A 26423-nucleotide genomic window follows, 5' to 3' on the forward strand; every position below is an offset into this window, starting at 1 on the left:
TTCCTTGAAATACTGAGCTATGACGAAACCATTGCAGACAATAGCAGCACAGCTTTTGCAAAGGTGAAGCCTCATAAGGTCAACGGAGCAATGACCGTTTTCTCTGATGACCGGTTTGGCATTGACGTTCTTAAAGTTGAAGTGCCGGTTAACATGGCCTATGTGGACGGTTTTGCTAAAGGTGAAGTGCTTTACAGTCAAGAAGAGGCTGCTCAGGCCTTTCGAGATCAAGAAGCGGCTAGCCATTTACCTTATATTTATTTGAGTGCCGGTGTATCTGCCCAACTCTTCCAAGAAACTTTGCGTTTTGCGGCAGCAGCAGGTGCTAAATTTAGTGGGGTGCTTTGTGGACGTGCTACTTGGGCAGGAGCTGTTCCGGTTTATATTAGAGAGAGCGAGGAGGCAGCTAGGAACTGGCTCCGTACTGAAGGTTTCCAAAATATTGACGAGTTGAACAAGGTGTTGGAAGCAACAGCTACTCCTTGGACAGAAAAAATCACCAGCCCATATCTTTAGTGGAAAATGAGGCATAAAAAAACAATACCCAAGGCGATATGGCAGTAGGTATTGCAAGAAGATTATTGATAATCACTGGAAGACAGTTCATACGAGAAGAATTCCCAGTGTTTGTAAACTTGGGCGTATTCTAGAACGCGTTGATTACTTTTAGATCGAGTGATTTTAGTTTGAAGCACGCAAGGAGCACTGTCTGTTAGCTGCAGAAAGTCTTTAACAGCTTGTGGCATTTGGGTGGTCAAGCAGGTTTCTTGTCTAAATGTCTGATTAGCCATTTGAATGGTGAAATCAAGAAAGAAGCGTTTATAAAGCGATTGATAGGTACTCAAGTCACAATCTTCTGATAATAAATAATCATGAGGAATGTAAGACAACTGGTAAAGGTAGGGCCTGCCATTGAGAGTTCGTTCTCTTGTAAGGACATAATAATATTCAGTCTTATGTAGTTCCAGACGTTTTAAATAGGTAGGGTCATTTCCTTTGGTGAGACCGATGACGCGAACTAATTCAGATTGATTTTTTAGGGTGTCAAGGTAGGCAAACTGCACCAGCTTTTCTTTGCGTGTTCTGGCAATAAAACTGCCAATCCCTTGTTTACGGTTAATAAACCCTTCTTTTTCCAACTCTTTTAAAGCTCGAATAATGGTAATGGAGCTAACGTTGAAGCGATTAATTAGCTCTGCCTCGGTGAAAAATTTGTCACCAACATGGTAATGGTCTGATAAAATCTGGTCTTGTAATTCTTCTTTAATTAATTGATATTTAGGGCGTTTCATTGATATAGCATCTCATCTTTACAAGTTATTATTAGCTATTATAGCAAAAAAGCCAGAAGATAGCATGCTTCTCTTGCATGAGATCCCCTCTAGCCTACGCTTAACTTAAAAGGAGGAAAAGTGGAACGATTTCAAATCAAAGAGGCGTTTTACCTTGATGGGAAACCCTTTAAAATCTTATCTGGAGCGGTTCATTATTTTAGAATTATCCCAGACAGTTGGTACCGTGTCTTGTATAACCTAAAAGCTCTGGGGTTTAATACGGTTGAGACTTATGTGCCTTGGAACTTGCATGAGCCACAAAAAGGACATTTCTGCTTTGAAGGTCTTGCAGACTTAGAAGCCTTTCTCGATCTGGCTCAGAATCTTGGCTTGTATGCCATTGTGAGACCCTCTCCTTATATTTGTGCTGAATGGGAATTTGGTGGTTTACCTGCTTGGTTACTAGAAGAGCCGTGCAGAGTTCGTTCACGAGATAAGGTCTATTTAGACCATGTCGCATCTTACTATGATGTGCTTCTCCCCAAATTATCCAAACGTCAACTGGACCGCGGGGGTAATATCCTCATGTTCCAAGTAGAAAATGAATATGGCTCTTATGGAGAGGACAAGGAGTATCTCCGTGCTTTGAAAGATATGATGCTAGCGCGAGGCATTGAAGCACCGCTTTTTACCTCTGATGGGGCTTGGGAAAGTGCCTTGGAGGCAGGAAGCTTAATTGAAGATAATCTTTTAGTAACAGGAAACTTCGGTTCTAAGGTTCCTCAAAATGTGGCCAGCCTTAGGGCATTTATGTCTAAACATGGCAAAGAATGGCCCATGATGTGCATGGAATTTTGGCTGGGTTGGTTTAATCGGTGGGGAGAGGCGATTATTCGACGGGATCCTCAGGAAACCGTAGCTACTATCAGGGATATGATTGAACAAGGAAGTATCAACCTTTATATGTTCTGTGGCGGTACCAATTTTGGGTTCATGAATGGCTCATCAGCCAGACTGCAAAAGGCCCTCCCGCAAGTGACCTCTTACGATTACGATGCCCTGCTGGATGAAGCAGGAAATCCTACCCTCAAATACAGTCTTTTGCAGAAAGCCTTAAAAGCTACTTACCCAGATTTAGCATTTGCAGAACCGCTAGTCAGCCCAAGCATGGCTATCGGTCCTATCCCTCTTACACAAAAAGTAAGTTTGTTGACGACGCTCAAAAATGTAAGCGGTATCACTTTTAGTTTTTACCCGCAATCTATGGAAGCCTTAAACCATTCTTTGGGATATATGTTGTATCGTAGCAGGCTTTCCAAGTACGGTGATCAAGAAAGGTTGCGAATCATTGATGCTAGAGATCGTGTTCAGGTATTCTTGGATGATAGGCGAATCCAAACCCAGTATCAAGAGGACATTGGGCAGGATATTTTGATGACTCTTTCAAAGCAGCAGTCTCAACTAACCATTTTAGTTGAAAACATGGGACGAGTCAGCTATGGTCATAAGTTGACTGCTCCTAGTCAACACAAGGGGCTGGGGCGTGGCGTAATGAGTGATTTGCATTTTATAGGGCAGTGGGAACAGATTCCTTTGGATTTTCAAGAACTGTCCTGGCTGGATTTTTCACAGGGTTGGATTGAGGGGCTCCCGAGTTTTTATGCCTATGATTTTGACTGCCAAGTGCCAACTGATACTTATATTGACTTAAGTCAATTTGGTAAAGGGATTGTTCTAATCAACGGTTTTAATTTGGGTAGATTTTGGCAAAAAGGCCCTATCTTGTCCCTCTATTTACCAAAAGGATTGTTGCAGAAAGGAAAGAATCGTTTGGTGATTTTTGAAACCGAAGGGCAATATAGTGAGACCCTTCATTTAATCAAGACCCCCATTTATCAAACTATAAAAGGAGAAGAAGGATGACAATTGTAGCAACACGTATTGATGGTCGGTTAATTCATGGCCAAGTCGCAAATCTATGGACAACTAAGTTAAACATTAGTCGTATCATGGTTGTAGATGAGGATATTGTTAATAGTGATTTAGAAAAAACAGCTCTGAAGTTAGCGACTCCAGCAGGCGTAAAATTATCTGTTCTAACGATTGACAAAGCAGCCACCAATATCTTGGCAGGCCGTTATGATTCCCAACGTTTATTGATTGTGGCTAAACGCCCTAAAACTTTTCTAGGCCTTATGAACAAAGGGGTGACTCTTACAGAACTGAATGTGGGCAACATGTCTCAAACGCCTGAAACCCGTTCGGTAACCCGTTCCATCAATGTGGTGGATGAAGATATCCAAGATTTTGATGCTATTCAGGCTAAAGGAACACACCTCATTGCTCAAATGGTTCCAGGAGATACTCCCGCAGACTTTATACCTTTATTGGATAAAGTGAGATAATTCTGTACACCTTAATACATTACTTTTTTGGAGGAAATCATTATGATTCAATGGTGGCAAATTTTACTTCTAACCTTGTATTCGGCTTACCAAATTTTGGACGAACTGACCATTAATACCTCAGCGGGTTCTCCTGTATTTGCGGGCTTTATAGCAGGTCTTATCATGGGAGATTTGAAAACAGGTCTTCTTATTGGTGGTAGCTTACAATTAATGGTCCTTGGTGTAGGTACTTTTGGAGGTGCTTCCCGGATTGATGCAACGTCAGGTGCGGTCTTAGCAACTGCTTTCTCAGTGGCACAGGGCATTAATGCGGAGTTAGCCGTTTCAACAATTGCTGTTCCCGTAGCAGCTCTGATGGTTTACACTGATATTCTTGGACGTTTTTCAACAACCTTCTTTGCTCACCGCATTGACCGTCACGTGGAAAACTTTAACTATAAGGGGATTGAACGAAATTACTTAATGGGGGCCTTGCCTTGGGCTTTATCTCGTGCCCTTCCTGTCTTTATTGCTCTTGCCTTTGGAGCTGGTGCTGTTCAAACCTTGGTGGATTGGGTTGACAGTGTCAAATGGTTGGCTGATGGGCTTAAATTAGCTGGTATGATGCTACCAGGGCTTGGTTTTGCCATCTTACTTCATTACTTACCAGTTAAACGTAATCTTCACTACCTCGCCCTTGGCTTTGGGCTCACTGCTATGTTAACTGTGATTTATAAAAACTTACAAACTGTGTCAGGAACATTGACCGATGTAATTAAAGAAGCAGGTTTGAAGACAACAGTCTTTAATGGGGCACCTTTTAAAAGTTTACCAATGATTGGGATTGCGATTATTGGTGGAGCTCTAGCAACCCTTCATTATAAAAATAGTCAACAGGTAACTCTTGTTGAGCCAAAGGCAGAAGTGTCAGAAAGTGGGGAAATTGAAGATGATGAAATCTAAGTATACCTTAACCAAAGAAGATTTTAAGCAGATCAATAAGCGTAGCCTCTTTACTTTCCAATGGGGCTGGAATTACGAACGGATGCAAGGTTCTAGTTACCTTTATATTATCTTGCCACAACTGCGCAAAATGTATGGAGATGGTACACCTGAATTAAAAGAGATGATGAAGACTCATACCCAATTCTTCAATATATCAAATTTCTTCCACACTATTATTACAGGGATTGATTTGGCGCTTGAAGAAAATGAAGGTCTAGCTTCAAAAGATGCCGTCAATGGGGTCAAGACAGGTCTTATGGGACCATTTGCTCCGATTGGAGATTCTCTTTTCGCTTCCCTTGTGCCAACGATTATGGGATCGCTAGCAGCTGGTTTGGCTAAAGAAAATAATCCCTTAGGCATCTTTCTTTGGATAGCTGTGGCCTGGCTCATTAATATTTTCCGTTGGAAACAATTAGAAATTGCTTACCAACAAGGAACCAAGTTGGTTACTACTATGCGCAACCATTTAACAGCTATTGTTGATGCTGCTTCTGTCATGGGCGTCTTTATGGTCGGAGCACTCATTGCTAGCATGATTAATTTTGAAGTTAGTCTCAACATCCCTATGGGGGCAGGGCTGGATGTTCAAAATTTGCTTAACATGATTTTCCCTCGTCTGGTCCCAGCAGCTTTTACTGGTTTTGTTTATTGGTTGCTTGGGCGTAAGGGCATGACATCAACGAAAGCTATCTTAGTTATCATTGTGATTGCTATTGCTTGCTCAGCCTTTGGTCATTTTATCATGGGGATGAACTAATGGGAAAACAGTTAGTATTAGTCAGTCACGGTCCTTTTTGCGAGGCCTTAAAAGCCAGTACAGAAATGATTATGGGAGCTCAGGAAGGTATTATCACAGTTCCTTTACTGGCTTCAGAAGGAATTGAGGACTTTCGTCAAAAATTCTTAACAAGCATCGAAGGAATAGAAGAAGTTGTTGTCTTTGCAGACTTAATGGGAGGAACACCCTGTAATGTTCTTAGTCGTCTCTTGATGGAGGGCTATCAATTCGAATTGTATGCTGGTATGAATATGCCTATGGTTATCGGTTTCATCAATGCTAATCTCCTCGGAGAAACGGTTGACCTTAAAGCATTTGCAAGTGAGAATATTCATGATGTTAAGGCTCTACTTAAGCAATTTCCAGATGATGACGACGAGTAATCCTCTTTCAAAGTATTTTGAGTCATCAGACAGCTTATTGAGTTGAGCCAAATCTTATCTATGCGACAAAACTCCCTACTCTTTTATAAAAGAAGCTGCAGAAAAGGAAGCAAAGTTTAGGTGCTTTGACTAGAAGCAATAGCCTCGATGATGCTATTGACATAAAAGAAAACCCCTCCTGAAACAGGAAGGGTTTTCGTATTGTCTTGCTTATTTTGCTGCGTTTGCGTCTTTGAGACCGTATTTTTTGTTGAAGCGGTCCACGCGTCCATCTGCTTGAGTGAACTTTTGACGTCCTGTGTAGAATGGGTGTGAATCTGATGAAATTTCCACACGGATAAGTGGGTAAGTTTCACCTTCAAACTCAACAGTTTCTTTAGAAGCTTTTGTTGAGCCGCTAAGGAACTGGTAACCTGTAGTTGTATCAAGGAAAACAACTGGACGATAATCTGGATGAATGTCTTTTCTCATCTTAAAAAAATTCCTTTCTGCCATGACACGTTCTGCATCATAGTTATTAACCATTCTAGTTTAACAGAAGTTGAAAGACTTGACAAGCCTTTTCTCTGATTATTTCACAGAAAAACTAATTTCCCTGACAAACAGCAATCAATTCTTGATAAATCGTTTGATTTTCTTCTAAACTAGCTGAATTGGCTCCACTTGCAAGAGGATGGCCTCCACCGTCATGGCGCTTTGCGATACCGTTGATAACTTTTTCTTTACTGCGCATGCGAACGCGGTAACTACCATCAGCTTGTTCAACGAAAATAGCCCAGGCCTTAACGATATCAATTTTACCTGGAGCTGAGACAATGGCAGAGCTTTCAGCTAAGGACACGTCAAAGGTTTTAAGGGTGTCTTGACTGAGAAGGACATAAGCAGCGCCGCTCTCATCAATTGTGAGATGATCAAAAACATAACCTTGTAGCTTTGCAATTTTAAAAGGGAAAGAATCCATTTGTCTAGATATAGCTGCAAAATCAAAATGGAAATGTCTAAGCTGGCTAGCAATGGTGAGGGTTTTACTGGTAGTTGATGCATAGAGGAAACGACCAGTATCCCCAACAATACCAGTGTATAAGAGACTAGCCGCCTTGTCAGAAATCATCAGGTTTTGACTAAAGGCAAAGTCTGCAATAATTTCACTAGCACTGGAAGCAGTTGTGTCCACATAATAGACATCACCATAGATATCTTCATTTGGGTGATGATCAATTTTCATCAAACAGTTGCCATTCAGGTAACGATCATCATCAATTCTTGGTCGATTAGCAGTATCAGTGACGATAACCAAGGCTTCCTTGTAATCCTCATCATCCACCTGATCCATTTGACTTATCCAAGTGAGACTGGGTTCGTCAAAACCGGTCATCAAGACCTTTTTATCTGGGAAATTTTGCTTAATGATTTCTTTTAAGCCCGCCTGGCTCCCTAGAGCATCAGGGTCGGGATTTTGATGACGATGGATAATAATCGTCTGGTAAGCTTTAATGGTTTCTAGAATAGTTTCAAAAGTTGTTGTCATGTTTTTTAATCTTTCAGCATATCAAGGTGGGGAATGTCATCTTCTAAATAAATTTCAGAGATTGGTTTAAAACCAAATGAAGCATAAAATTGTTCTAAGTAAGCCTGTGCCTGAGCATAAACGGGTAAATCTGAAAACTGATTCTCAGCTACCTCTAAGGCTTTGGCGACCAAGTCACGACCAAGACCAGTTTTTCGAACGCGACTAGCCACTAAAACTCTTCCTAGTTTCAGCTGGTCTTTTGTGGGGATTAAGCGACAGTAAGCCGTGATACCAAGCTCATCTTTAGTAAAGAGGTGTAGGGCTTCTTTATCGAGCTCATCCACTTCAGGGTAAGGACAGGCCTGTTCTACAATAAAGACAGCAACACGCTCCTTATAAATCGCAAAAAGCTCTTCTGTAGATAATTGGTCAAAAAGTTTTAGAGTCCACATCATCTTACTTTCTCCATTGTTGTCTTCTTTGTCTCATATTATAGCACAATCTTCTTTTAAAATTGCCAAAAGCAGTCAAGAAAGTTAAGAGATAGCTTGGTAGTCTGCAGCTAGTCCTCGATTGACAGCAGGACGTTTGGCGATAGTGTGGCTCCAAGCCTGTATATGCTTGTAATGATTCACTTGAAGAAATTGCCCAGCCCTGTTCCAAAGCTTGTCTTGGACTAATTGCCCATACCATGACCAGATGGCAATATCGGCAATGGTATAGTGATCACCAGCAATGTAAGGTTTTTGGGATAATTCTCTATCTAATAAATCAAGTTGGCGTTTAGCTTCCATAGCAAAGCGGTCAATAGGGTATTCTAATTTTTCCTTGGCGTAATGGAAAAAATGACCAAAGCCACCGCCCAAAAAGGGGGCAGCACCAGTCTGCCAAAATAACCAATTGAGGACTTCAGCACGCTCTTTGGGTGCTTGAGGGATCAGTTGATGGTGTTTATCAGCAAGATAAAGCAAAATATGTGCCTATTCAAAGATGCGAATGGGCTCTTCGCCTGATAAGTCGAGCAGAGCAGGGATTTTAGCATTTGAGTTGATGCTTACAAAGTCATTGCCAAATTGTTCTCCTTTAGAGATATCGATACGAAACAAGTCGTAGTCAACTCCTGAAACACCTAATCCTTTTAACTCTTCAAACATAATAGTAGCTTTAATACCATTTGGTGTTCCAAGGGAGTAGAGTTGGTAAGGTTTCTTCCCTTTAGGTAAAATTTCCTCAAACCGGCTTCCTGCAGTGTCAGCATTGAGTCCTGACATGCGCCCTTTATTTTCCCAAATCTCGGGGATATGATAGCTTGTCATTTAAAAACCTCCTGTTCGCTTTTTCTTATTGTCATCATAGCAGAAGCCCAAATAAAGCACAAAAATTTGCTACAAGTTATCTTTTTGAAGATAAAGTTCGGGTTTTGTTTGATTTTTATGAAAATGAATTTTTCAGCCTTTCTAAAGTTTATAAAATACAGACATTACACCCGAAAATGTGACAAAAATTGCTTGCTTTTTCCTTTAGTTTTGGTATGATATTAAAAAAATCTTTACAAGGAGACCTACTTTGGAAACGATAGACTTTAACACAATAGCTAAAACAGAATTGCATTGCCACCTTGATGGTTCCCTCTCCTTAGAGGTCATTCGTCAATTAGCAGCCTTAGCGAATGTAACCTTACCCGAAGACGACGCTAGCTTAAAGACCTTGGTTACAGCTCCAGAAACCTGCGAATCATTGATGGATTACCTTAAAACATTTGATGTTATAAGACCTCTTTTACAGACGCAAGAGGCCTTGGAATTAGCTGCTTATGACGTAATGAAGCAAGCGGCAGCTGACCAAGTGATTTATATTGAGATTCGTTTTGCACCAGAATTGTCGATGGATCAAGGACTAACAGCTGTTGATGTTGTAGAGGCTGTGTTAGCAGGTATTCAAAAAGGTCAAGAAGACTTTGGTATTGTGGGCAAGGCTATTGTGTGTGGGCTTCGTCAATCGTCTCAAGCAGTGAGTCAAACTATTTTTGACCAGGTGGTTTCTTTGGCGCCAAAAGGCCTAGTCGGTTTTGATTTTGCAGGTAATGAACTTGACTTCCCGCCAACTGTATTAGAAAGAATAATTAAGCAAACCAAAGAACGGGGTCTTCCTTTTACCTTGCATGCTGGAGAATGTGGCTGTCCTAACTATATTTCAGATGCTATTGATTTAGGAATCAAGCGCTTAGGTCATGTCACAGCTATTCATCATCAAAAAGAGCTACTGTCTAAGTTTATTGAAAATGAGGTGACTGCAGAACTCTGCTTGACTAGCAACCTCCAGACGAAAGCTGCGAGGTCGATAGCGGATTTTCCTTATTTAGAAATGAAAGCAGCAGGAGCTAAGGTAACGATTAATACAGACAATCGCACGGTTTCTGATACCAATTTAATCAAAGAATACCAACTCTTTGCCCAACATTTCCAAACAGGCGCAGCAGATTTTCTGTTGCACAATCAAGATGCTATCAAGGCTAGTTTTGCCAGTCCAATCGAAAAAGCAGAGCTTCTGAATCGCCTTGAACAATCATATCAGCCTTATCTTTAAAGAATTAGTGCTTTTCCCTAAAAAGTGTGCTAAAATAAAAATAGTTTAGTAATTTTGGGAGGAATTTATGGCATTAGCAAAAATCGTTTATGCCAGCATGACAGGAAATACTGAAGAAATCGCTGATATCGTTGCAAATAAATTGCAAGAATTGGGCCATGATGTTGACATTGACGAGTGCACAACAGTTGACGCTTCAGAATTTGAGGATGCTGATATAGCAATCGTTGCGACTTATACTTATGGTGATGGTGATTTACCAGATGAAATTGTTGATTTTTACGAAGACCTACAAGATTTAGATTTAGAAGGTAAAATCTATGGCGTGGTCGGCTCTGGTGATACATTCTATGATTATTTCTGCAAGTCTGTCGATGACTTTTCAGAGCAATTTGCCCTTACTGGCGCAACCAAAGGTGCAGAGCCTGTCAAAGTAGACTTGGCAGCAGAAGATGAAGACATCGACCGTTTAGAGGCCTTTGCAGAGCAACTCTCACAGGCTGTTAATAATCTATAAAACTATTTAGTAAAAATGTCAGGGGCTTCCTTGGCATTTTTAGCTTTTTAACCTAAAATAAAGGGAATGTCACTTCAGGGTAGGAATTGAAAAAAACAATCAGCTTCACCTTGCTTCTGATCCTCTTATTAACTATAATAAAAAGATAATCTAATACATCTAGAAAAGGAAAGTTATGCGTTTAGAAGAGATACGACAAGAAATCAATGGTATTGATCAACACTTGGTTGCCTTATTAGAAAAGCGGATGGCACTTGTGGAGCAAGTAACAGCTTATAAACTAGCTAATCAATTGCCTGTCTTAGATCAGGCGAGGGAAAATCAAATCCTAGATAGGGTTTCTCGTCTTGTTAGAGACCAAGCCTTTAAACCAGTTATCCATGAGACATTCAAAACCATTATGTCTCTTTCACGACAGTATCAAACGCAACGCTTAACAGGTGGTGACACTAATGATTAAATCAATTGCAACACTGCCTAAACCTTTCTTAAAAGAAGTGTTAGGACTAGTAGGATTAGCACTTCCCATAGGGGTCGCGGTTGGAGTGGTTGATGTTATTTTTGGCAAAGGGCTTTTGTTTCTTTCCGAATATCGCGATCAACACCTTTTCTTGCTTCTTCCTTTTCTTGCCCTAGCAGGCCCTGTTATCGTTTTTCTTTACGATAAGTTAGGCAAAGAGGTTCGTCAAGGGATGGGATTGGTTTTTCAGGTAGGGCATGGTCAAAAAGATAAGATTCCTCCTATTCTCATTCCTCTTATTTTGTTCTCGACTTGGGTAACCCACTTATTTGGAGCGAGTGCGGGTCGAGAAGGGGTAGCCGTTCAAATAGGAGCTACCATCTCTCATTATTGTCGGAAACTTGTGACTAGTCAAGAAGCCGCACGACATCTTTTGATTATGGGGATGGCAGCCGGTTTTGCAGGGCTTTTTCAAACGCCAATTGCTGCTGTCGTATTTGCCCTCGAGGTTTTATTAGTAGGAACGCTTCGTTATTCCGCTTTATTGCCTTCCTTAGTTGCTGCTTACGTGGCTTCTTGGACTTCCCATGCCTTGGGATTAGAGAAATTTACGATTGTTCTTGAAGAAACATTGACCATAACTCCCTTAACATTGGTTAAATTAATTGGGTTAGGCCTTATTTTTGGTCTGGTGGGAAATAGTTTTGCCTATTTACTTGGCTGGTTTAAACCTTACCTCAGTCAAAAGCTACCAAATCCTTATTTCCGGATTGCTTTTATCGGTGCTTTGTTATCTATCTGTCTGATGATTGGTCACGTCGGAAGATATAGTGGTTTAGGAACCAATTTGATTGCGGCAGCTTTTTCTGGCCAAACTATCCTAACTTACGACTGGCTTCTCAAAATGATTGTGACGGTTATCAGCTTGTCAGCAGGTTTTCAAGGTGGTGAAGTAACACCTCTATTTGCTATTGGAGCTTCTTTAGGCATCGTTTTGGCCACTTACTTAGGTCTTCCTGTACTGTTAGTCGCTGCACTTGGTTATGCCACGGTATTTGGAAGTGCCACTAATACGTTCTGGGCCCCTATCTTTATTGGGATAGAGGTTTTTGGAGCTGACAATGCCTTGGCTTATTTTGTGACAGCAGGAGCAGCCTATATGGTCAGTCACAGACATTCCATTTACAGTTATCAAAAAGTGGCAATGACTAGTTTGGAAGACATGACGGTAAATCAGGTGGATTTAAAAAAATAGCTTTACAATAAAGAAGCTTTTTGTTAGAATAAAATTTGTGTGTAATGGACACACGAAAATTACGGCTAATCCGCTAAGACAAGTACTTAAGATTAGTAAGATAGGAGAATAAAAATGAATCCATTAATCCAAAGTTTGACAGAAGGTCAACTTCGCTCTGATATCCCTAACTTCCGTCCTGGTGACACTGTTCGCGTTCACGCAAAAGTTGTCGAAGGAACTCGCGAACGTATTCAGATCTTTGAAGGTGTTGTTATTTCACGTAAAGGTCAAGGGATCTCAGAAATGTACACTGTTCGTAAAATCTCAGGTGGTATCGGGGTAGAACGTACATTCCCAATCCACACACCACGTGTTGACAAAATCGAAGTTATCCGCCACGGTAAAGTCCGTCGTGCGAAACTTTACTACTTGCGTGCATTACAAGGTAAAGCTGCTCGTATTAAAGAAATCCGTCGTTAATCCGAATAAGAGGCGATGGAATGACAAAAGGCTAGAGTGTTCTAGTCTTTTTTTCTTGTTTTATAGCGTTTATTGGAGAGGTAGAAGTCATGTGAGTTTGGCAAAACAGGTTAAGTAGATAATCCATTATGTCTAGAAAGAAGACAATAGAAACACCGAAAACAGTAGTTGCTGGTTCGATTCCGGCAGGGGTCATATCGGGTTCAGAACTTTGAACTGACTCCCTGAACCATCTTGTTAGTCATCATGAAAATGAGACCTCTTGACTGAGATTTGAACTTGCATTCCCTCTTTTTCTAGGTTACAATAGATACTACAGATATCCAGTAGACCCCTTAGTTCAATGGATATAACAACTCCCTCCTAAGGAGTAGTTGCTGGTTCGATTCCGGCAGGGGTCATATCGGGTTCAGAGCTTTGAACTGGCCGCCTGAACCATTTTGTTAGTCATCATGAACATGAGCAATCTGTTGTTGAACAGTCTAGGATAGCTTTTCCTAGAGAAAAGGTGTTGATGATAGGCTGGTTTGCCCTTAGATTGGGGCTCTTTTTCATTTTTGGCTAAATGAACTTCAACAACCGTATTTTACCACTATGGTCACTTAAAAAGGAGGTTGCCTCTTGTCTCAAAGGAAATCTATTGAACGTCGTATTGACTATGCCATTGTTTTTCCTGTTTGTTGTTTACTCGTGTTAGGATTGGTTTCTATTTATGTGGCGACAAGTTATGATTTTCCACAGCATGTGATAGCCGTTATGGGACAGCAGGTGCTATGGATTGCTATTGGAGCAGCCTTAGCCTTTATCCTGATGTTTTTCACTACAGCCACTCTATGGAAATTGACGCCCTGGTTGTACCTTCTGGGACTCGGTTTAATGATTTTGCCCTTAATTTTCTTTAGCCCTCAGTTGGTAGCGGCAACAGGAGCTAAAAACTGGATTACGATTGGATCGGTGACCTTGTTTCAGCCCTCTGAGTTTATGAAAATCGCTTATATCTTATTGATGGCAAGAGCAACAGTCTGGTTTAAAGGAAAAAAAGAGCGTATCCACTTCAAAGACGATTGGATTCTATTAGGGGTTTATGTCACTATAACGTTTCCTGTGCTACTCTTACTTGCTTTGCAAAAAGATTTAGGGACTGCTATGGTTTTTCTTGCCATTTTGGCGGGAATGGTCCTCATGTCTGGGATTTCCTGGTGGTTAATCATTCCTTTAACTTTTGTCGTAGCGGGATTTCTTGTGGCCTTTTTCCTTATCTTTTTATTCCCTGAAGGCAAAGAGTTGCTTTTAAAACTAGGAATGGATACTTACCAATTGAATCGTATTTCAGCGTGGTTAGATCCTTTTGCTTTTTCAGAAACTATCGCTTATCAGCAAACACAAAGTATGATTGCAATCGGCAGTGGGGGACTGTTTGGAAAAGGGTTTAATGTTTTAGAATTGCCCGTTCCTGTTAGAGAAAGTGATATGATCTTCACTGTTATTGCTGAAAATTTTGGTTTTATGGGTTCAGATCTGTTATTAATGCTTTACCTGCTCTTGATTTATAGAATGTTAAAAGTCACTTTTGAGTTTAATAACCTCTTTTACACTTATATTTCAACAGGCTTTATCATGATGATTTTGTTTCATATTTTTGAAAATATTGGAGCAGCGATTGGTATTCTACCCCTTACGGGAATTCCTCTGCCCTTTATTTCACAAGGGGGCTCAGCCTTAATTTCCAACTTGATTGGGGTCGGTTTGATTTTATCGATGAATTATCAACAGGTGCTAGCGCGTGACAAAGAAAGCGAAAAAAACTTAAAGAGACGCCTACGCTATCATTAGAAAATAAGGGACCTAGTGCTTGTGAAGCAAGTTGTGACTAGTCCCTTTTTATTTACGGAAATCACTGTAATATTAAGTGAATTTGTGATATAATGAAAGGCATGGATTATCACGATTATATATGGGATTTGGGTGGTACCTTACTCGATAATTACGAAATTTCGACCCAGGCCTTTGTTCAGACGCTAGACTTTTTTAACCTTCCAGGTGAACATGATGCAGTTTACCAAAAATTGAAGGAATCTACAGCCATTGCGGTTGCGACCTTTGCTCCATACCAACCTCAATTTTTGCAAGAGTACAAGCAAAATGAAGCGGCAAAGCTGACTCAACCGATTTGGTGTCTGGGAGCTAGGGAAATTTTGGCTCAAATTGTGGCGTCGGGATCACGTAATTTTTTAGTGTCTCATCGTGATCAGCAAGTTAACCAGCTGTTAAAACAAGCTGGACTCTCGGAATATTTTACCGAAGTGGTCACAGCTTCGAATGGTTTCGCTCGTAAGCCTAATCCTGAGAGTTTACTGTATTTAAAAGCAAAATATAACATTGAGAGTGGCTTGGTTATCGGGGATCGTGACCTTGATAGGCAAGCGGGACAGGCAGCAGGTTTTGATACCTTGCTTGTTGATGGTAGAAAAAACCTATTGGAGATAGTAACTTAGATGATTGAAGAAAACAAACAAGTTGAAGAGAAAGCACAAGAATATGATGCCAGTCAGATTCAGGTCTTAGAGGGCCTCGAAGCGGTAAGGATGCGTCCCGGAATGTATATCGGATCTACAGCTAAAGAGGGCTTGCACCACTTAGTATGGGAAATCGTCGACAATTCTATTGACGAGGCATTAGCCGGATTTGCTACTCACATCCAGGTGTTTATCGAGGCAGACAATTCAATCACAGTCGTTGATAATGGGCGTGGTATCCCCGTCGATATCCAAGCTAAAACAGGTCGTCCAGCCGTTGAAACTGTCTTTACCGTTTTACATGCCGGAGGGAAATTTGGCGGTGGAGGCTATAAGGTTTCTGGAGGACTACATGGTGTTGGTTCCTCTGTTGTGAATGCCTTATCGACACAATTAGATGTTCGTGTTTATAAAAATGGTCAGATACATTACCAAGAATTTAAACGCGGGGCTGTCGTAGCAGATCTTGAGGTCATTGGAACCACTGATGTGACTGGGACAACGGTACACTTTACACCAGATCCAGAAATTTTTACCGAAACGACTGAATTTGATTACAAGGTTTTAGCAAAACGTATTCAAGAACTAGCCTTTTTGAACCGCGGTTTAAAAATTTCTATTACAGATAAACGCTCAGGTATGGAACAAGAAGAGCATTTTCACTACGAAGGTGGTATAGGCTCTTATGTTGAGTTTTTAAATGATAAAAAAGAGGTTATTTTTGATACTCCTATTTACACTGATGGTGAGTTAGAAGGGATTGCCGTAGAAGTTGCGATGCAATACACCACTAGTTACCATGAGGTGGTCATGAGTTTTGCCAACAATATCCATACCCATGAGGGTGGAACTCACGAACAAGGATTTCGAACAGCTCTTACTCGGGTCATTAACGATTACGCTAAGAAAAATAAAATCCTTAAAGAAAATGATGATAATTTGACAGGTGAAGATGTCCGCGAAGGCTTAACAGCAGTCATTTCTGTCAAGCATCCAAATCCACAATTTGAGGGACAGACCAAGACAAAACTTGGCAATTCAGAGGTTGTTAAAATCACTAACCGTCTCTTTAGTGAAGCCTTTCAACGTTTTCTTTTAGAAAATCCACAGGTTGCTCGTAAAATTGTGGAAAAAGGCATTTTAGCCTCTAAGGCTAGAATTGCAGCTAAGCGAGCTCGTGAAGTGACTCGAAAAAAATCCGGTTTGGAAATTTCCAACTTGCCTGGTAAATTGGCTGATTGCTCTTCAAATGATGCCAGCCAAAACGAACTTTTCATCGTCGAAGGAGATTCAGCAGGGGGATCAGCTAAATCAGGTCGTAACAGAGAGTTTCAGGCCATTTTGCCTATTCGAGGCAAAATCTTAAACGTGGAAAAGGCAACTATGGATAAGATTTTGGCCAACGAAGAAATTCGAAGTCTCTTTACTGCTATGGGAACAGGTTTTGGTGCAGATTTTGATGTGTCAAAAGCTCGTTACCAAAAGTTGGTGATTATGACTGATGCGGATGTCGATGGTGCCCATATTAGAACTTTATTACTAACACTCATTTATCGCTTTATGAGACCGGTTTTAGAAGCAGGTTATGTTTACATTGCTCAACCACCTATTTATGGGGTGAAAGTAGGTAGTGAGATCAAAGAATACATTCAACCTGGTATTGAACAGGAAGAACAATTAAAAACAGCTCTTGAAAAATACAGTGTCGGCCGTTCAAAACCAACTGTCCAGCGTTATAAAGGTCTGGGAGAAATGGACGATCACCAACTCTGGGAAACGACAATGGATCCTGAGAATCGTTTGATGGCACGTGTTACTGTTCATGATGCAGCAGAAGCAGACAAAGTATTTGACATGCTCATGGGAGACCGTGTTGAGCCAAGACGTGAATTTATCGAGGAAAATGCGGTTTACAGCACTTTGGATATTTAATGAATGCCCTTGTTAGCCGTATAAGGATTTGTTACCAAAGAGGACGAACTGACTAAAACCTGTGCTGATAGGGTGCTGATTTAGCATGTCGCTATCTCTAGGAATAGTGTTAATGAATAGGTGTTGAGGCCAGGCTTCGACACCTATGCTAGTCTCTACTAAGAAAGCCGTGTGAGTCGCTTGTAGGAGATTGTTGAATTAGTCAAATATGTTTTGAAATGCACTTGAAAGTATGTTATAATCGTAACGTTATAGTGTATTTTTGATAAAATTTTAATAAAAGGCGATTAAGGAGTCTCGATTTTTGCTGAGACACACATTGACAAATCGCATCTAATAATAAGGAGATTCAGATGTCAAGCGGAATTATCTTGCTGATTGTGGCTATAGTCCTACTAGTGATTATCGCCTATCTAGTAGGTGTCATTATACGAAAACGTAATGATTCACTAATTACCAGTCTAGAAGAACGAAAACAGGCCTTGTTTGCCCTGCCTGTTAATGATGAGATCGAAGAAGTGAAATCATTGCATTTGATTGGACAAAGTCAAACGTCTTTTCGTGAATGGAACCAAAAGTGGACGGATTTAACCCTCAACTCTTTTGCAGATATTGAAAATCATATCTTTGAAGCTGAGAACTTGAATGACACATTTAACTTTATTCGTGCCAAACATGAAATTAGTAGTGTTGAAAGTCAGCTTAACCTTGTTGAAGAAGATATTACCTCTATTCGTGAAGCGCTTGGTATCTTAAAAGAGCAAGAAGAGAAAAATAGTGCACGGGTCACACATGCCCTTGATTTGTATGAAAAATTACAAGCATCTATCTCTGAAAATGAAGACAACTTCGGTTCTACTATGGCTGAAATCGACAAACAGATGAAGAATATTGAAACTGAATTTTCACAATTCGTTGCTCTCAATTCTTCTGGAGATCCTGTTGAAGCGGCTGAAGTACTCGATCGAGCTGAAGAGCATACGATTGCATTGGGACAAATCACTGAGCAAATTCCAGCCATTGTGGCTAAATTAGAAGATGATTTCCCAGATCAACTAGATGATTTGGAATCTGGTTATCGTCGCTTACTTGAAGAAAATTACCATTTCCCAGAGAAAAATATTGAAGCTCGTTTTCAAGAAATTCGCGAGTCTATTCGTGCCAACTCTTCAGAATTGGTGACTTTGGATTTAGATCGTGCTAGAGAAGAAAACACTCATATTCAAGAGCGAATCGATTCTTTATATGAGTTATTTGAACGTGAAATCGCGGCTTATAAGGTTGCCGCTAAAAATAGCAAAATATTACCACGATACTTGGCTCATGCTAAACGCAATAACGAACAACTTAAAACTGAAATTTCTCGTCTATCTCGAAAATACATTTTGAGTGAAAATGAAGGGTTCAATGTTAAAGCTTTTGAGAAGGATATTAATGACGTTGAGGAAAACACCCTTGAAATTGCAGAGCAGTTTGGTACACAAGAAAAACCATTCTCAGAACTACAACTTATTTTTGAACGCAGCATCAAAACATTAGCATCGGTTGAATCTGGTCAAATGGATGTTTTTGAAGCTGTCAAAGATATTGAAAAAATTGAATCGTATGCCCGTCAAAATCTTGAAATTTATGTGACTCAGCTTCACATGATCAAACGTTACATGGAGAAGCGTAACTTACCTGGAATCCCTCAAGATTTCCTTAGTGCTTTCTTCACAACTAGTTCTCAATTAGAAGCTTTAATGGATGAACTTAGCAGAGGCCGCATCAATATTGAAGCTGTTTCACGCTTATCTGAGGTTGCTACGGTGGCTATTGCAAACTTAGAAGAATTAACTTACCAAGTCGTTCAAAATGCGATTTTGACAGAACAATTATTACAATACTCTAACCGTTACCGTTCCTTTGAAGCTGGTGTTCAAAATAGTTTTGAGCACGCCTTGAGATTGTTTGAAGTAGACAATGATTATCAAGCATCATTTGATGAAATATCTTATGCGCTTGAAACAGTAGAGCCCGGAGTGACAGACCGTTTTGTTAACTCCTATGAAAAGACGCGTGAACGTATCCGTTTTTAATACCTAAAAGCCTGTGATTTATCACGGCTTTTTTGCTAGCTGTTGGCTTTAGTTGCTAATGAGAAAAAGCGATTTAGGTGAAAAAGTCATTACTAAAATGCTTATTGGTTGTGATAATAGAAGGAGAACAATATGGAAACTGTGACAGGGTTATTGTTATTGGATGTCGATGGGACACTCATTCAAGAAGAAGTGATTAATCTTCTTGGAAAAGAAGCAGGGCAAGAAGAGGAAATTGTAGCCATAACAGCAGCAGCCATGGCAGATCAATTAGATTTTAAAACAGCTTTGGTTCAGCGAGTATCTCTTTTAGCTGGTTTACCTACAAGTGCCTTTGAAAAGGTTTCGCAATCTCTTCATTTGCATAAGGGGGCTAAAAAGCTTATTACGAAGATGAAGGAAAGAGGTTATAAAATTGGTCTAGTGTCGGGAGGTTTTCATGAGATTATTGATGACTTGGCGGCTACTCTTGAGATTGATTATGTTAAAGCTAACCGCTTAGAAATAAATTGTGGACGTTTAACAGGAAGTGTCATAGGAGAAGTGGTAACTCAACAGACAAAGGCCGATTGCCTCAAAAGATGGGCTGATGAGAATGGTTTAAGGTTGTCACAAACCATCGCTGTTGGGGATGGGGCTAACGATCTTTTAATGGTGCAGCAGGCTGGTCTTGGGATAGCCTACTGTCCTAAACCAGTTCTTAAAGAAGCTGCTGATGATTACATTGATCAGCCAGATTTAGGGTTAGTATTAGACTGTCTTGATTCCTATCTTGTCTCTCCACGAAAAAGACAAGCATAATAAATAGATATGCTTGTCTTGTCAGTTTAGTGAAATAATTTTTGCCAAAAGGTTTTAGGTTTGTCAGCCGGTTGATCGATGGTATTACTGTCTTCAGTTTGTGTCAAAATAACTTCTAGGCGTGTTTCATCTAGGTTTACCACGTGATCTGTGTGAAGAACAAAAGCAAAAGGCGAGGTCATGTGTTTTTCGGTTACGATAGTTGCTGCTAGCTCATACTGTTTGGCTAGTTTCATGTAAAGCATCTGGTAGTTAGGTGCTAACAGTGAAGAAATCTTTAAGGTAAGGGGCTGGTATATTAGAGCAAGATTTGGTAATTCGCTTTCTAAGTAATCTTTTACCCGATTATCTTGGGCATTTTCCAAAGGTAAGCTTAAAACGACTCGCTCAGCATAAGTTCCTAAGTAATGACGTTGTTCGTCAGGGTTGAATCGTTTTTCTCCTAGGGCGCCTTGTAATAGTTTATCGTCTAACCGCTCCATAACTTTCCTCGCTTTTCTCTCTAGTCTCTTTATTATACCGATTTATCTCCAAAAATACCAATTCAATCAACTGTGGAAGTTTTCTGTAAACCAACGAAAGTTTATGAATGATAAATTGAAAACAAGGTAAGGTTTTCACGAAATTGCTTTTTGAGTTGATTAAAGGCCTAGTTTGTGGTATTATTAACATGTAAAATATTTAAACTCATAAGGAGAGTATTATAATGTCAATTATTACTGATGTTTACGCTCGCGAAGTCCTTGACTCACGCGGTAACCCAACACTTGAAGTAGAAGTTTACACAGAATCAGGTGCATTCGGACGTGGTATGGTTCCTTCAGGAGCTTCAACTGGTGAACATGAAGCCGTTGAACTTCGTGATGGTGACAAATCTCGTTACCTTGGTCTTGGTACTCAAAAAGCTGTTGATAACGTTAACAACATTATCGCTGAAGCAATCATCGGTTACGATGTTCGCGATCAACAAGCTATCGACCGTGCAATGATCGCACTTGACGGTACTCCTAACAAAGGTAAACTTGGTGCTAACGCTATTCTTGGTGTTTCTATCGCTGTTGCTCGTGCTGCTGCTGACTACCTTGAAGTGCCACTTTACACTTACCTTGGTGGATTCAACACTAAAGTTCTTCCAACTCCTATGATGAACATCATCAACGGTGGATCACACTCAGATGCTCCAATTGCATTCCAAGAGTTCATGATCATGCCAGTTGGTGCACCTACTTTCAAAGAAGGTCTTCGTTGGGGTGCTGAAGTTTTCCACGCTCTTAAGAAAATCCTTAAAGAACGCGGACTTGTTACAGCTGTAGGTGACGAAGGTGGATTTGCACCTAAATTTGAAGGAACTGAAGACGGTGTTGAAACTATCCTTAAAGCTATTGAAGCAGCTGGTTACGAAGCTGGTGAAAACGGCATTATGATCGGTTTCGACTGTGCATCATCAGAATTCTACGACAAAGAGCGTGGCGTTTACGACTACACTAAATTTGAAGGTGAAGGCGCTGCTGTTCGTACATCTGCAGAACAAATCGACTACCTTGAAGAGTTGGTTAACAAATACCCAATTATTACTATCGAAGATGGTATGGACGAAAACGACTGGGATGGTTGGAAAGCTCTTACTGAACGCCTAGGCGGACGTGTTCAATTGGTTGGTGACGACTTCTTCGTTACAAATACTGAATACCTTGCTCGTGGTATCAAAGAAAATGCAGCTAACTCAATCCTTATCAAAGTTAACCAAATCGGTACTTTGACTGAAACTTTTGAAGCTATCGAAATGGCTAAAGAAGCTGGTTACACTGCCGTTGTATCACACCGTTCAGGTGAAACTGAAGATTCAACAATCGCTGACATCGCAGTTGCAACAAACGCTGGCCAAATCAAAACAGGTTCATTGTCACGTACAGACCGTATTGCTAAATACAACCAATTGCTTCGTATCGAAGATCAACTTGGTGAAGTTGCTCAATACAAAGGAATCAAATCATTCTATAACTTAAAAAAATAATTTAATTATTGCATAAAGGGCTAGAAACCTTGATATTAAGCACTTTGGGGCATCATCCCAAGGTGCTTTTTTAGAATTTACTACCCTTTGTACTACCCCTAGTGAAAATTAGGTATAGTAAGAGGGTAACCCGATATGGGGAAACCCTTATAAACTATTGATTGCTGTTTCATAATTTGAGACAGCTTTTTTTGCATTTTCTTGGTTAGTGTGCCAATAAACATTTTCTGTCATCATTAAGCTAGAGTGTCCTAATCTGTATTGTACATCTTTGGGGCTAGCTTGAGCGTAGAGCATCATTGTTGTATGTGTGTGACGGAAACCATGAAATGACACATAAGTTACGCCAGCAGCCTTTAAATGTTTCTTTAGGCGTTGTCTTAAATTACAAGAATAAGCATATTTTTCTGTAAATACAGAGAATACAATTGTTTCAGACCGCCCTAGTTGCCAAGATTGCACTTGTTGACGGTTCTTGTATTGTTTGAGCATAAGTAACGTAGCATTGTCTATTGGTATATCACGGTAACCAGCGCTTGATTTAGGAGAATTTATTTCTTGAAATCTGTTGACTGTTTTAGTGATGCTGATAATACCATTGTTTAGGTCAATATCAGACCATTCAAGAGCTAGAGCCTCACCAATACGACAACCAGTAGCTAACAAAGTCTTGTATAGGACAATATCAAACAGGTTTTCATAGTTTGATTGGTCTAAGGTATCGAGATAATCAAGAAATTGTTTTAACTCTTTGTTATCTAGATATTTTACACCAGCTTTTTCTTTTTGCTGCTTACGTGGCACAATAACATCATTAGCTGGGTTATATGTTATCACTTGGAGAGAAACACCATATTTCAAAATACGCTTATTCATGTTATGGAGTAAGGAGTAGTTAGCAAACGCTCCTTTTTGCCCAGTATTAGCCTTGTCAGCCCATTTGTTTACTTGTTGTTGGATAATAGGCGTAGTGAGTTTAGATAGCTTGTAATCGCCAAATACAGGCAATAGATGCACCCTAACCAATCCCTCCATAGATTGGCGAGTATTTGGCTTAACTGTATTTTTGTAACTATCCCACCAAACTTTTACAAGCTCCTCATATGTTGTAATTGTCGGCTTGTCTTTAACTGTATAGCCATTAGCAGCAAAAGCATTGATAACCTCACGCGCTTTTACTCTAACACCCTTTTGGGTGGTGGCTGTAACAGTTGTACGGGCTTTCTTGCCCGTTAGTTGGTCAACGCCCAGGTAAACACTAGCATAGTAAACTTTTTGACCGTTCTTTTTGATTTTATCTTTGATTTTCATGTAATTTGTACCTTTCTTTCCATCAGCAGGCAAGGCGCGTGGTTTTGTTAGGTATTTATACATGAAGTTTGATAGTGGCTAATCTTCGTCAGCTTTATTTAGTTTTTCAGAATATCCAGCAATCATGAGAGCTATTCTATCCCATTCGCTATAAGGTAATGAGAAGAAATCGGTTAGAAGTAAAGATATGTAATTATTGAATGTTTGGCTTTCGGAAAGTGTAAAATAAACTTGATTTTTGAAATTATCAGCAAAGAATGATGGTGTAGGACTTTCTCCATCTATGTCATTATATTTCTCTGTATACCATAATAAAACATCATTCTCAAATGTTTTAACAGCATCCTCACCTTTAAAATCATGAAAAATTTGTTTACCCTTTTGAACTTTGTCATTGTCATCTTTCAACTCTCTTACAGGAGAGAAATTAACATTAGGTTCAGAACTATACCCTAATAAGTAACTTTCAGAAACTTTAAAAAAATCGGCAAGCTTTCCCCAAAGTTCCTTGTTTCTTGGTTCTCTTTCTCCTTTTTCATAATACATAAGCTGACTACTTGAGACTATTATTTTATATTTCTCTTTCAATTCATCACTAAGTTTTTTAAATGAAATTCCGTCTCTTTTCCGTAGCTCTTTTAATCTATTCATCCTATTTGCCATATTGTTCTCCTTAAAGGAAATAAATTTTTTCAAGATAAGTATAACACAAAAAATGGAATAACAGGTAAAAAATTCTCAAAAAAAGAATAAACCCTATTGACATTCTTTAATAGAGAATGTAAAATGATTTTGTTCTCAAAAATAGAACAACAAAACGATAGCAATAGAGAAAGGAGAATAAGGACATGATTATTACAGAAACTCAAGCCAAAGCTATTCGTCGCAAGATTGCTGATAAGCAGCTAAAGCAATATGAATTTGCTAAAGAAATAGGTGTGGCTAGTCGTACAGTTCCTAAAATAGTAGCTGGTAACTATAAAGCACCAAAGCGAATTTATGCATCAGTCATGGAATGGCTAGCAAAAGATTACTAAGGTATCAAAAAAGCCATGTACAGGCGACCAAACCAACGTACACGGCTAAGGAAAAATAACAAAACTCAAGCAAAGGCAAGGCGCGTGGTTTTGTTAGGTAATTAGCAAGGGCGTAAAAAATCGTTACCCCCTTGTCAAATTTTATCACTTTAATTTTACCAAAAACAAAGGAGAAAATCAAAAATGGTAGAAATGAAATCACAAATGGAACTAGAAAACGATAAAAAGAAGTTTGCTGATTTGGCAGATATGGCAGAAGCAGTTAAGAGAGCGTTAGATTTACAATCTATTGCATTTGATGCCATTATGAGTATTGAGGATAACTCTATTAGAAATTTAGCAGCTGTAAAAGTACTGAATGCAGCGTATGACCTTAACCAATGTTTATCAAATGATTTACAAGAATTGCATGACAAGCTATATGAGGAGGTGTAAGAATGAATGAGTTAAACTTAACCCCCACTGAAAATATTATATTGATTATTGTTTGCTTGGTTATTCTATTGCTGTTATGGCGTTATGATAGCTATATAGAGCTTGATATTAGCCCACAAATTGATGAGGTAGGGGAAGATACCACTGACCACGTAAAAGAGCGCTATGGCGCATATATTTGGTTCTCAAACAAGCATTACAATTAGGAGGGGAACATGGCGACATTTTCAGTTGAATTTGAACAGGGCTTATTAGATAGAGTTGATAAGCTAGCACAGCAAAAGCTAGAGCTAGAGAAGAAGTTACAAAAGAAAACTGGTCTAATTACAGCAAAAGAGCTTAAAGATGAGTTAGATATTTCTGGAACAACATTAAAAAATTGGATGGATATTGGGCTTGTATCGTATCAATCCCCTTTTGAAAGTAGCAAGAAACTTTATTTTAAGGTTTCTGATGTGATTAACTTTCTTACGATTCGTTAGGAGGTCTATTTTGAAAGTGTTTATAATTGATGGTGATGCGTGGAGAGGTAAGGCGCATTATGCCCCTAGTTTAGATGTTGTGTTTATGAGCGACAAAGTACCAAAAAACATGCACAATGAATTGATTGAACGTGTGACGAAATCAAGTAGTAAAACAATTTGGAGGTTAGGAATGCCTAAAGAACATTATGAAGTAATAAACATGCTACCAAAAGGCTATATGCTTGGAGATGGTACTATTTTGGATAAAGACACTGAATTTACATCAGAAGAATTTGCTAGAGCGAAGCCAATAATACCAGACGATAACCCGGTATATCAACTATTTAAAAAAGTGAACGAGCTTAGAATGGAGGAAATGCGACAACGTGGCAAAAACTAAAGTATATTTTTGGCTCAAGATTGATAAAAAATTTTTTGAGAACATTTTTATCAAAAGGTTAAAGACTGTTCCGGGGGGCTATACTATGACTGTTATTTACATTAGGCTAATGCTAGAAAGTCTTGATAGTGATTGCGTTTTATACTATGAGGGGTATTTTGAAACCCTGAAAGAGGAGTTAGCTTTGAAGTTGGATGTGTCAGAAGATGATATAGATATGACTATGGCATATTTTACAAAATGTGGGCTAATTCAGATTGATGAGGATAAAAATGCCGAGATGCCCCAAGCTAAAGCTATTGTTATGAGTGAAACAAACTGGGCTGGATACAAAAGAAATCAGCGGGAAAAGGAGAAATTGGATAATGTCCAATCAAATTTGACAAATTCCAACTCATGTCCAACAGAGATAGAGTTAGAGAAAGAGTTAGATATAGAGAAAGAGCAACAGCTAGAGCAAAAAGAAAAAAATGCTGCTGGAGTTGGTAAAAATCCAATTTTTGAAAAACTCAAAGAGGCTTTTGGAGAAATGGCAATATCTGGCACAATCGTTCGAGAAGTGGAGGATTTGCTAGAAAGCCATGGGAAAATTCTAGTGATGCATGCCCTAGATGAAACTATTTTGAATAATGGTAGGTCAATTAGATACACGCGTTCCATACTTGAGCGATGGAAAGGGCAAGGTCTTAATACCATTGAACAAGTTAAGCAGAGCAAAGCAGCGCGTGAGGTTAAGAAGCAGCAAACTAATCAACCAGAGCCTACTAGCTATGAAGATTGGACACCGACACAAGAAAATCCATTTTAGGAGGTAG

30 protein-coding genes, 1 tRNA gene and 1 pseudogene are annotated in these 26423 nt (G+C 39.6%); 24 read left to right on the forward strand and 8 right to left on the reverse strand.

The window, feature by feature from the left end:
• Positions 1–516: tagatose 1,6-diphosphate aldolase (locus tag ACYTR8_RS06285; RefSeq protein WP_479650923.1), on the forward strand; the 516-nt coding region annotated here is incomplete at its 5' end.
• Between the two features lie 62 nt (positions 517–578).
• Here the strand turns inward: ACYTR8_RS06285 and ACYTR8_RS06290 are convergent.
• Positions 579–1292, reverse strand: coding sequence for a GntR family transcriptional regulator (locus ACYTR8_RS06290; protein WP_479641872.1), 714 nt, complete (start codon positions 1290–1292; stop codon positions 579–581).
• Between the two features lie 120 nt (positions 1293–1412).
• Between ACYTR8_RS06290 and ACYTR8_RS06295 the strand changes: the two genes are divergently transcribed.
• From ACYTR8_RS06295 to ACYTR8_RS06315, 5 genes are read left to right on the forward strand one after another with little or no spacing between them, the layout of a single operon-like run.
• Positions 1413–3197: a glycoside hydrolase family 35 protein gene (locus ACYTR8_RS06295; protein ID WP_479641873.1), complete on the forward strand. Its 1785-nt coding sequence runs from the start codon at positions 1413–1415 to the stop codon at positions 3195–3197.
• Positions 3194–3679 (forward strand): PTS sugar transporter subunit IIB, encoded by a 486-nt coding sequence (locus tag ACYTR8_RS06300; protein ID WP_111715941.1) that lies wholly within the window; start codon positions 3194–3196, stop codon positions 3677–3679. The genes ACYTR8_RS06295 and ACYTR8_RS06300 overlap by 4 nt, the downstream gene beginning before the upstream one ends.
• A 42-nt stretch (positions 3680–3721) precedes the next feature.
• Complete coding sequence (locus ACYTR8_RS06305; RefSeq protein WP_479641874.1) at positions 3722–4624, forward strand: PTS mannose/fructose/sorbose/N-acetylgalactosamine transporter subunit IIC; 903 nt, start codon at positions 3722–3724, stop codon at positions 4622–4624.
• On the forward strand, positions 4611–5426 hold the full coding sequence (locus tag ACYTR8_RS06310; protein ID WP_479641875.1) for a PTS system mannose/fructose/sorbose family transporter subunit IID: 816 nt from the start codon (positions 4611–4613) through the stop codon (positions 5424–5426). The genes ACYTR8_RS06305 and ACYTR8_RS06310 overlap by 14 nt, the downstream gene beginning before the upstream one ends.
• The gene (locus tag ACYTR8_RS06315) at positions 5426–5830 is read left to right on the forward strand and encodes a PTS sugar transporter subunit IIA (protein WP_003059425.1); all 405 of its coding nucleotides are present in this window, start codon (positions 5426–5428) and stop codon (positions 5828–5830) included. The genes ACYTR8_RS06310 and ACYTR8_RS06315 overlap by 1 nt, the downstream gene beginning before the upstream one ends.
• A gap of 210 nt (positions 5831–6040) precedes the next feature.
• On the opposite strand, the gene ACYTR8_RS06320 is transcribed toward ACYTR8_RS06315, so the two are convergent.
• From ACYTR8_RS06320 to yghU, 4 genes and pseudogenes are all read right to left on the reverse strand, one after another.
• The gene (locus tag ACYTR8_RS06320; protein ID WP_002985307.1) at positions 6041–6301 is read right to left on the reverse strand and encodes a type B 50S ribosomal protein L31; all 261 of its coding nucleotides are present in this window, start codon (positions 6299–6301) and stop codon (positions 6041–6043) included.
• A 115-nt stretch (positions 6302–6416) separates the two neighbouring features.
• Entirely contained in the window at positions 6417–7358 is a 942-nt protein-coding gene (locus ACYTR8_RS06325) for a DHH family phosphoesterase (protein ID WP_129555945.1), read from the reverse strand.
• Between the two features lie 5 nt (positions 7359–7363).
• Positions 7364–7792: a GNAT family N-acetyltransferase gene (locus tag ACYTR8_RS06330; protein WP_479641895.1), complete on the reverse strand. Its 429-nt coding sequence runs from the start codon at positions 7790–7792 to the stop codon at positions 7364–7366.
• 84 nt (positions 7793–7876) lie between these two features.
• Positions 7877–8656 (reverse strand): annotated as a pseudogene (yghU, locus tag ACYTR8_RS06335) (glutathione-dependent disulfide-bond oxidoreductase).
• Between the two features lie 250 nt (positions 8657–8906).
• Between yghU and add the strand changes: the two are divergent.
• The 11 genes from add to serB all read left to right on the forward strand — a co-directional run bounded on the left by add (position 8907) and on the right by serB (position 19947).
• A complete protein-coding gene (gene add, locus ACYTR8_RS06340; protein WP_111715951.1) occupies positions 8907–9926 on the forward strand; it encodes an adenosine deaminase in 1020 nt (339 codons plus the stop codon).
• 67 nt (positions 9927–9993) lie between these two features.
• Positions 9994–10443, forward strand: coding sequence for a flavodoxin (locus tag ACYTR8_RS06345; RefSeq protein WP_003056802.1), 450 nt, complete (start codon positions 9994–9996; stop codon positions 10441–10443).
• A gap of 175 nt (positions 10444–10618) precedes the next feature.
• Positions 10619–10903 carry a chorismate mutase gene (locus ACYTR8_RS06350; RefSeq protein WP_443596985.1) on the forward strand — a complete coding sequence of 95 codons (285 nt, stop codon included), beginning with the start codon at positions 10619–10621 and terminating at the stop codon, positions 10901–10903.
• The gene (locus tag ACYTR8_RS06355; RefSeq protein ID WP_443596983.1) at positions 10896–12158 is read left to right on the forward strand and encodes a voltage-gated chloride channel family protein; all 1263 of its coding nucleotides are present in this window, start codon (positions 10896–10898) and stop codon (positions 12156–12158) included. The genes ACYTR8_RS06350 and ACYTR8_RS06355 overlap by 8 nt, the downstream gene beginning before the upstream one ends.
• 114 nt (positions 12159–12272) lie before the next feature.
• Positions 12273–12620 (forward strand): 50S ribosomal protein L19, encoded by a 348-nt coding sequence (rplS, locus tag ACYTR8_RS06360; protein ID WP_002985298.1) that lies wholly within the window; start codon positions 12273–12275, stop codon positions 12618–12620.
• A gap of 329 nt (positions 12621–12949) precedes the next feature.
• A tRNA-Arg gene (locus ACYTR8_RS06365) sits at positions 12950–13021 on the forward strand.
• A 220-nt stretch (positions 13022–13241) separates the two neighbouring features.
• Entirely contained in the window at positions 13242–14453 is a 1212-nt protein-coding gene (locus ACYTR8_RS06370) for an FtsW/RodA/SpoVE family cell cycle protein (protein WP_479641876.1), read from the forward strand.
• A 101-nt stretch (positions 14454–14554) separates the two neighbouring features.
• A complete protein-coding gene (locus tag ACYTR8_RS06375; protein WP_111717911.1) occupies positions 14555–15115 on the forward strand; it encodes an HAD-IA family hydrolase in 561 nt (186 codons plus the stop codon).
• The gene (gene gyrB, locus ACYTR8_RS06380; RefSeq protein ID WP_479641877.1) at positions 15116–17068 is read left to right on the forward strand and encodes a DNA topoisomerase (ATP-hydrolyzing) subunit B; all 1953 of its coding nucleotides are present in this window, start codon (positions 15116–15118) and stop codon (positions 17066–17068) included.
• 353 nt (positions 17069–17421) lie between these two features.
• Positions 17422–19146, forward strand: a complete 1725-nt coding sequence (gene ezrA, locus ACYTR8_RS06385) for a septation ring formation regulator EzrA (protein ID WP_479641878.1) — start codon at positions 17422–17424, stop codon at positions 19144–19146.
• A 132-nt stretch (positions 19147–19278) separates the two neighbouring features.
• Positions 19279–19947, forward strand: coding sequence for a phosphoserine phosphatase SerB (gene serB, locus ACYTR8_RS06390; RefSeq protein ID WP_111715964.1), 669 nt, complete (start codon positions 19279–19281; stop codon positions 19945–19947).
• Between the two features lie 26 nt (positions 19948–19973).
• Here serB and ACYTR8_RS06395 read toward each other — a convergent pair whose 3' ends face one another.
• On the reverse strand, positions 19974–20429 hold the full coding sequence (locus ACYTR8_RS06395) for a YueI family protein (protein WP_479641879.1): 456 nt from the start codon (positions 20427–20429) through the stop codon (positions 19974–19976).
• 224 nt (positions 20430–20653) lie between these two features.
• On the opposite strand from ACYTR8_RS06395, the gene eno reads away from it, so the two are divergent.
• On the forward strand, positions 20654–21961 hold the full coding sequence (eno, locus tag ACYTR8_RS06400; RefSeq protein WP_003050115.1) for a surface-displayed alpha-enolase: 1308 nt from the start codon (positions 20654–20656) through the stop codon (positions 21959–21961).
• A 147-nt stretch (positions 21962–22108) separates the two neighbouring features.
• On the opposite strand, the gene ACYTR8_RS06405 is transcribed toward eno, so the two are convergent.
• Positions 22109–23272 carry a tyrosine-type recombinase/integrase gene (locus ACYTR8_RS06405; RefSeq protein WP_479641880.1) on the reverse strand — a complete coding sequence of 388 codons (1164 nt, stop codon included), beginning with the start codon at positions 23270–23272 and terminating at the stop codon, positions 22109–22111.
• Between the two features lie 78 nt (positions 23273–23350).
• The gene (locus tag ACYTR8_RS06410) at positions 23351–23935 is read right to left on the reverse strand and encodes a helix-turn-helix domain-containing protein (protein WP_479641881.1); all 585 of its coding nucleotides are present in this window, start codon (positions 23933–23935) and stop codon (positions 23351–23353) included.
• Between the two features lie 185 nt (positions 23936–24120).
• Between ACYTR8_RS06410 and ACYTR8_RS06415 the strand changes: the two genes are divergently transcribed.
• The 6 genes from ACYTR8_RS06415 (at position 24121) to ACYTR8_RS06440 (ending at position 26416) form a co-directional block, all read left to right on the forward strand.
• Complete coding sequence (locus ACYTR8_RS06415; protein WP_138082939.1) at positions 24121–24309, forward strand: DNA-binding protein; 189 nt, start codon at positions 24121–24123, stop codon at positions 24307–24309.
• Between the two features lie 183 nt (positions 24310–24492).
• Complete coding sequence (locus ACYTR8_RS06420; RefSeq protein ID WP_479641882.1) at positions 24493–24744, forward strand: hypothetical protein; 252 nt, start codon at positions 24493–24495, stop codon at positions 24742–24744.
• A 2-nt stretch (positions 24745–24746) separates the two neighbouring features.
• Positions 24747–24950 (forward strand): hypothetical protein, encoded by a 204-nt coding sequence (locus ACYTR8_RS06425; RefSeq protein WP_479641883.1) that lies wholly within the window; start codon positions 24747–24749, stop codon positions 24948–24950.
• Positions 24951–24959: 9 nt separating this feature from the next.
• The gene (locus ACYTR8_RS06430; protein ID WP_000190301.1) at positions 24960–25226 is read left to right on the forward strand and encodes a hypothetical protein; all 267 of its coding nucleotides are present in this window, start codon (positions 24960–24962) and stop codon (positions 25224–25226) included.
• A gap of 16 nt (positions 25227–25242) precedes the next feature.
• Positions 25243–25608: a BOW99_gp33 family protein gene (locus ACYTR8_RS06435; protein WP_479641896.1), complete on the forward strand. Its 366-nt coding sequence runs from the start codon at positions 25243–25245 to the stop codon at positions 25606–25608.
• Complete coding sequence (locus ACYTR8_RS06440; protein WP_479641884.1) at positions 25595–26416, forward strand: phage replisome organizer N-terminal domain-containing protein; 822 nt, start codon at positions 25595–25597, stop codon at positions 26414–26416. Before ACYTR8_RS06435 ends, ACYTR8_RS06440 begins: the two co-directional genes overlap by 14 nt.
• The last annotated feature ends 7 nt before the right edge of the window (positions 26417–26423 follow it).

This window comes from Streptococcus sp. F2, from assembly GCF_056500955.1.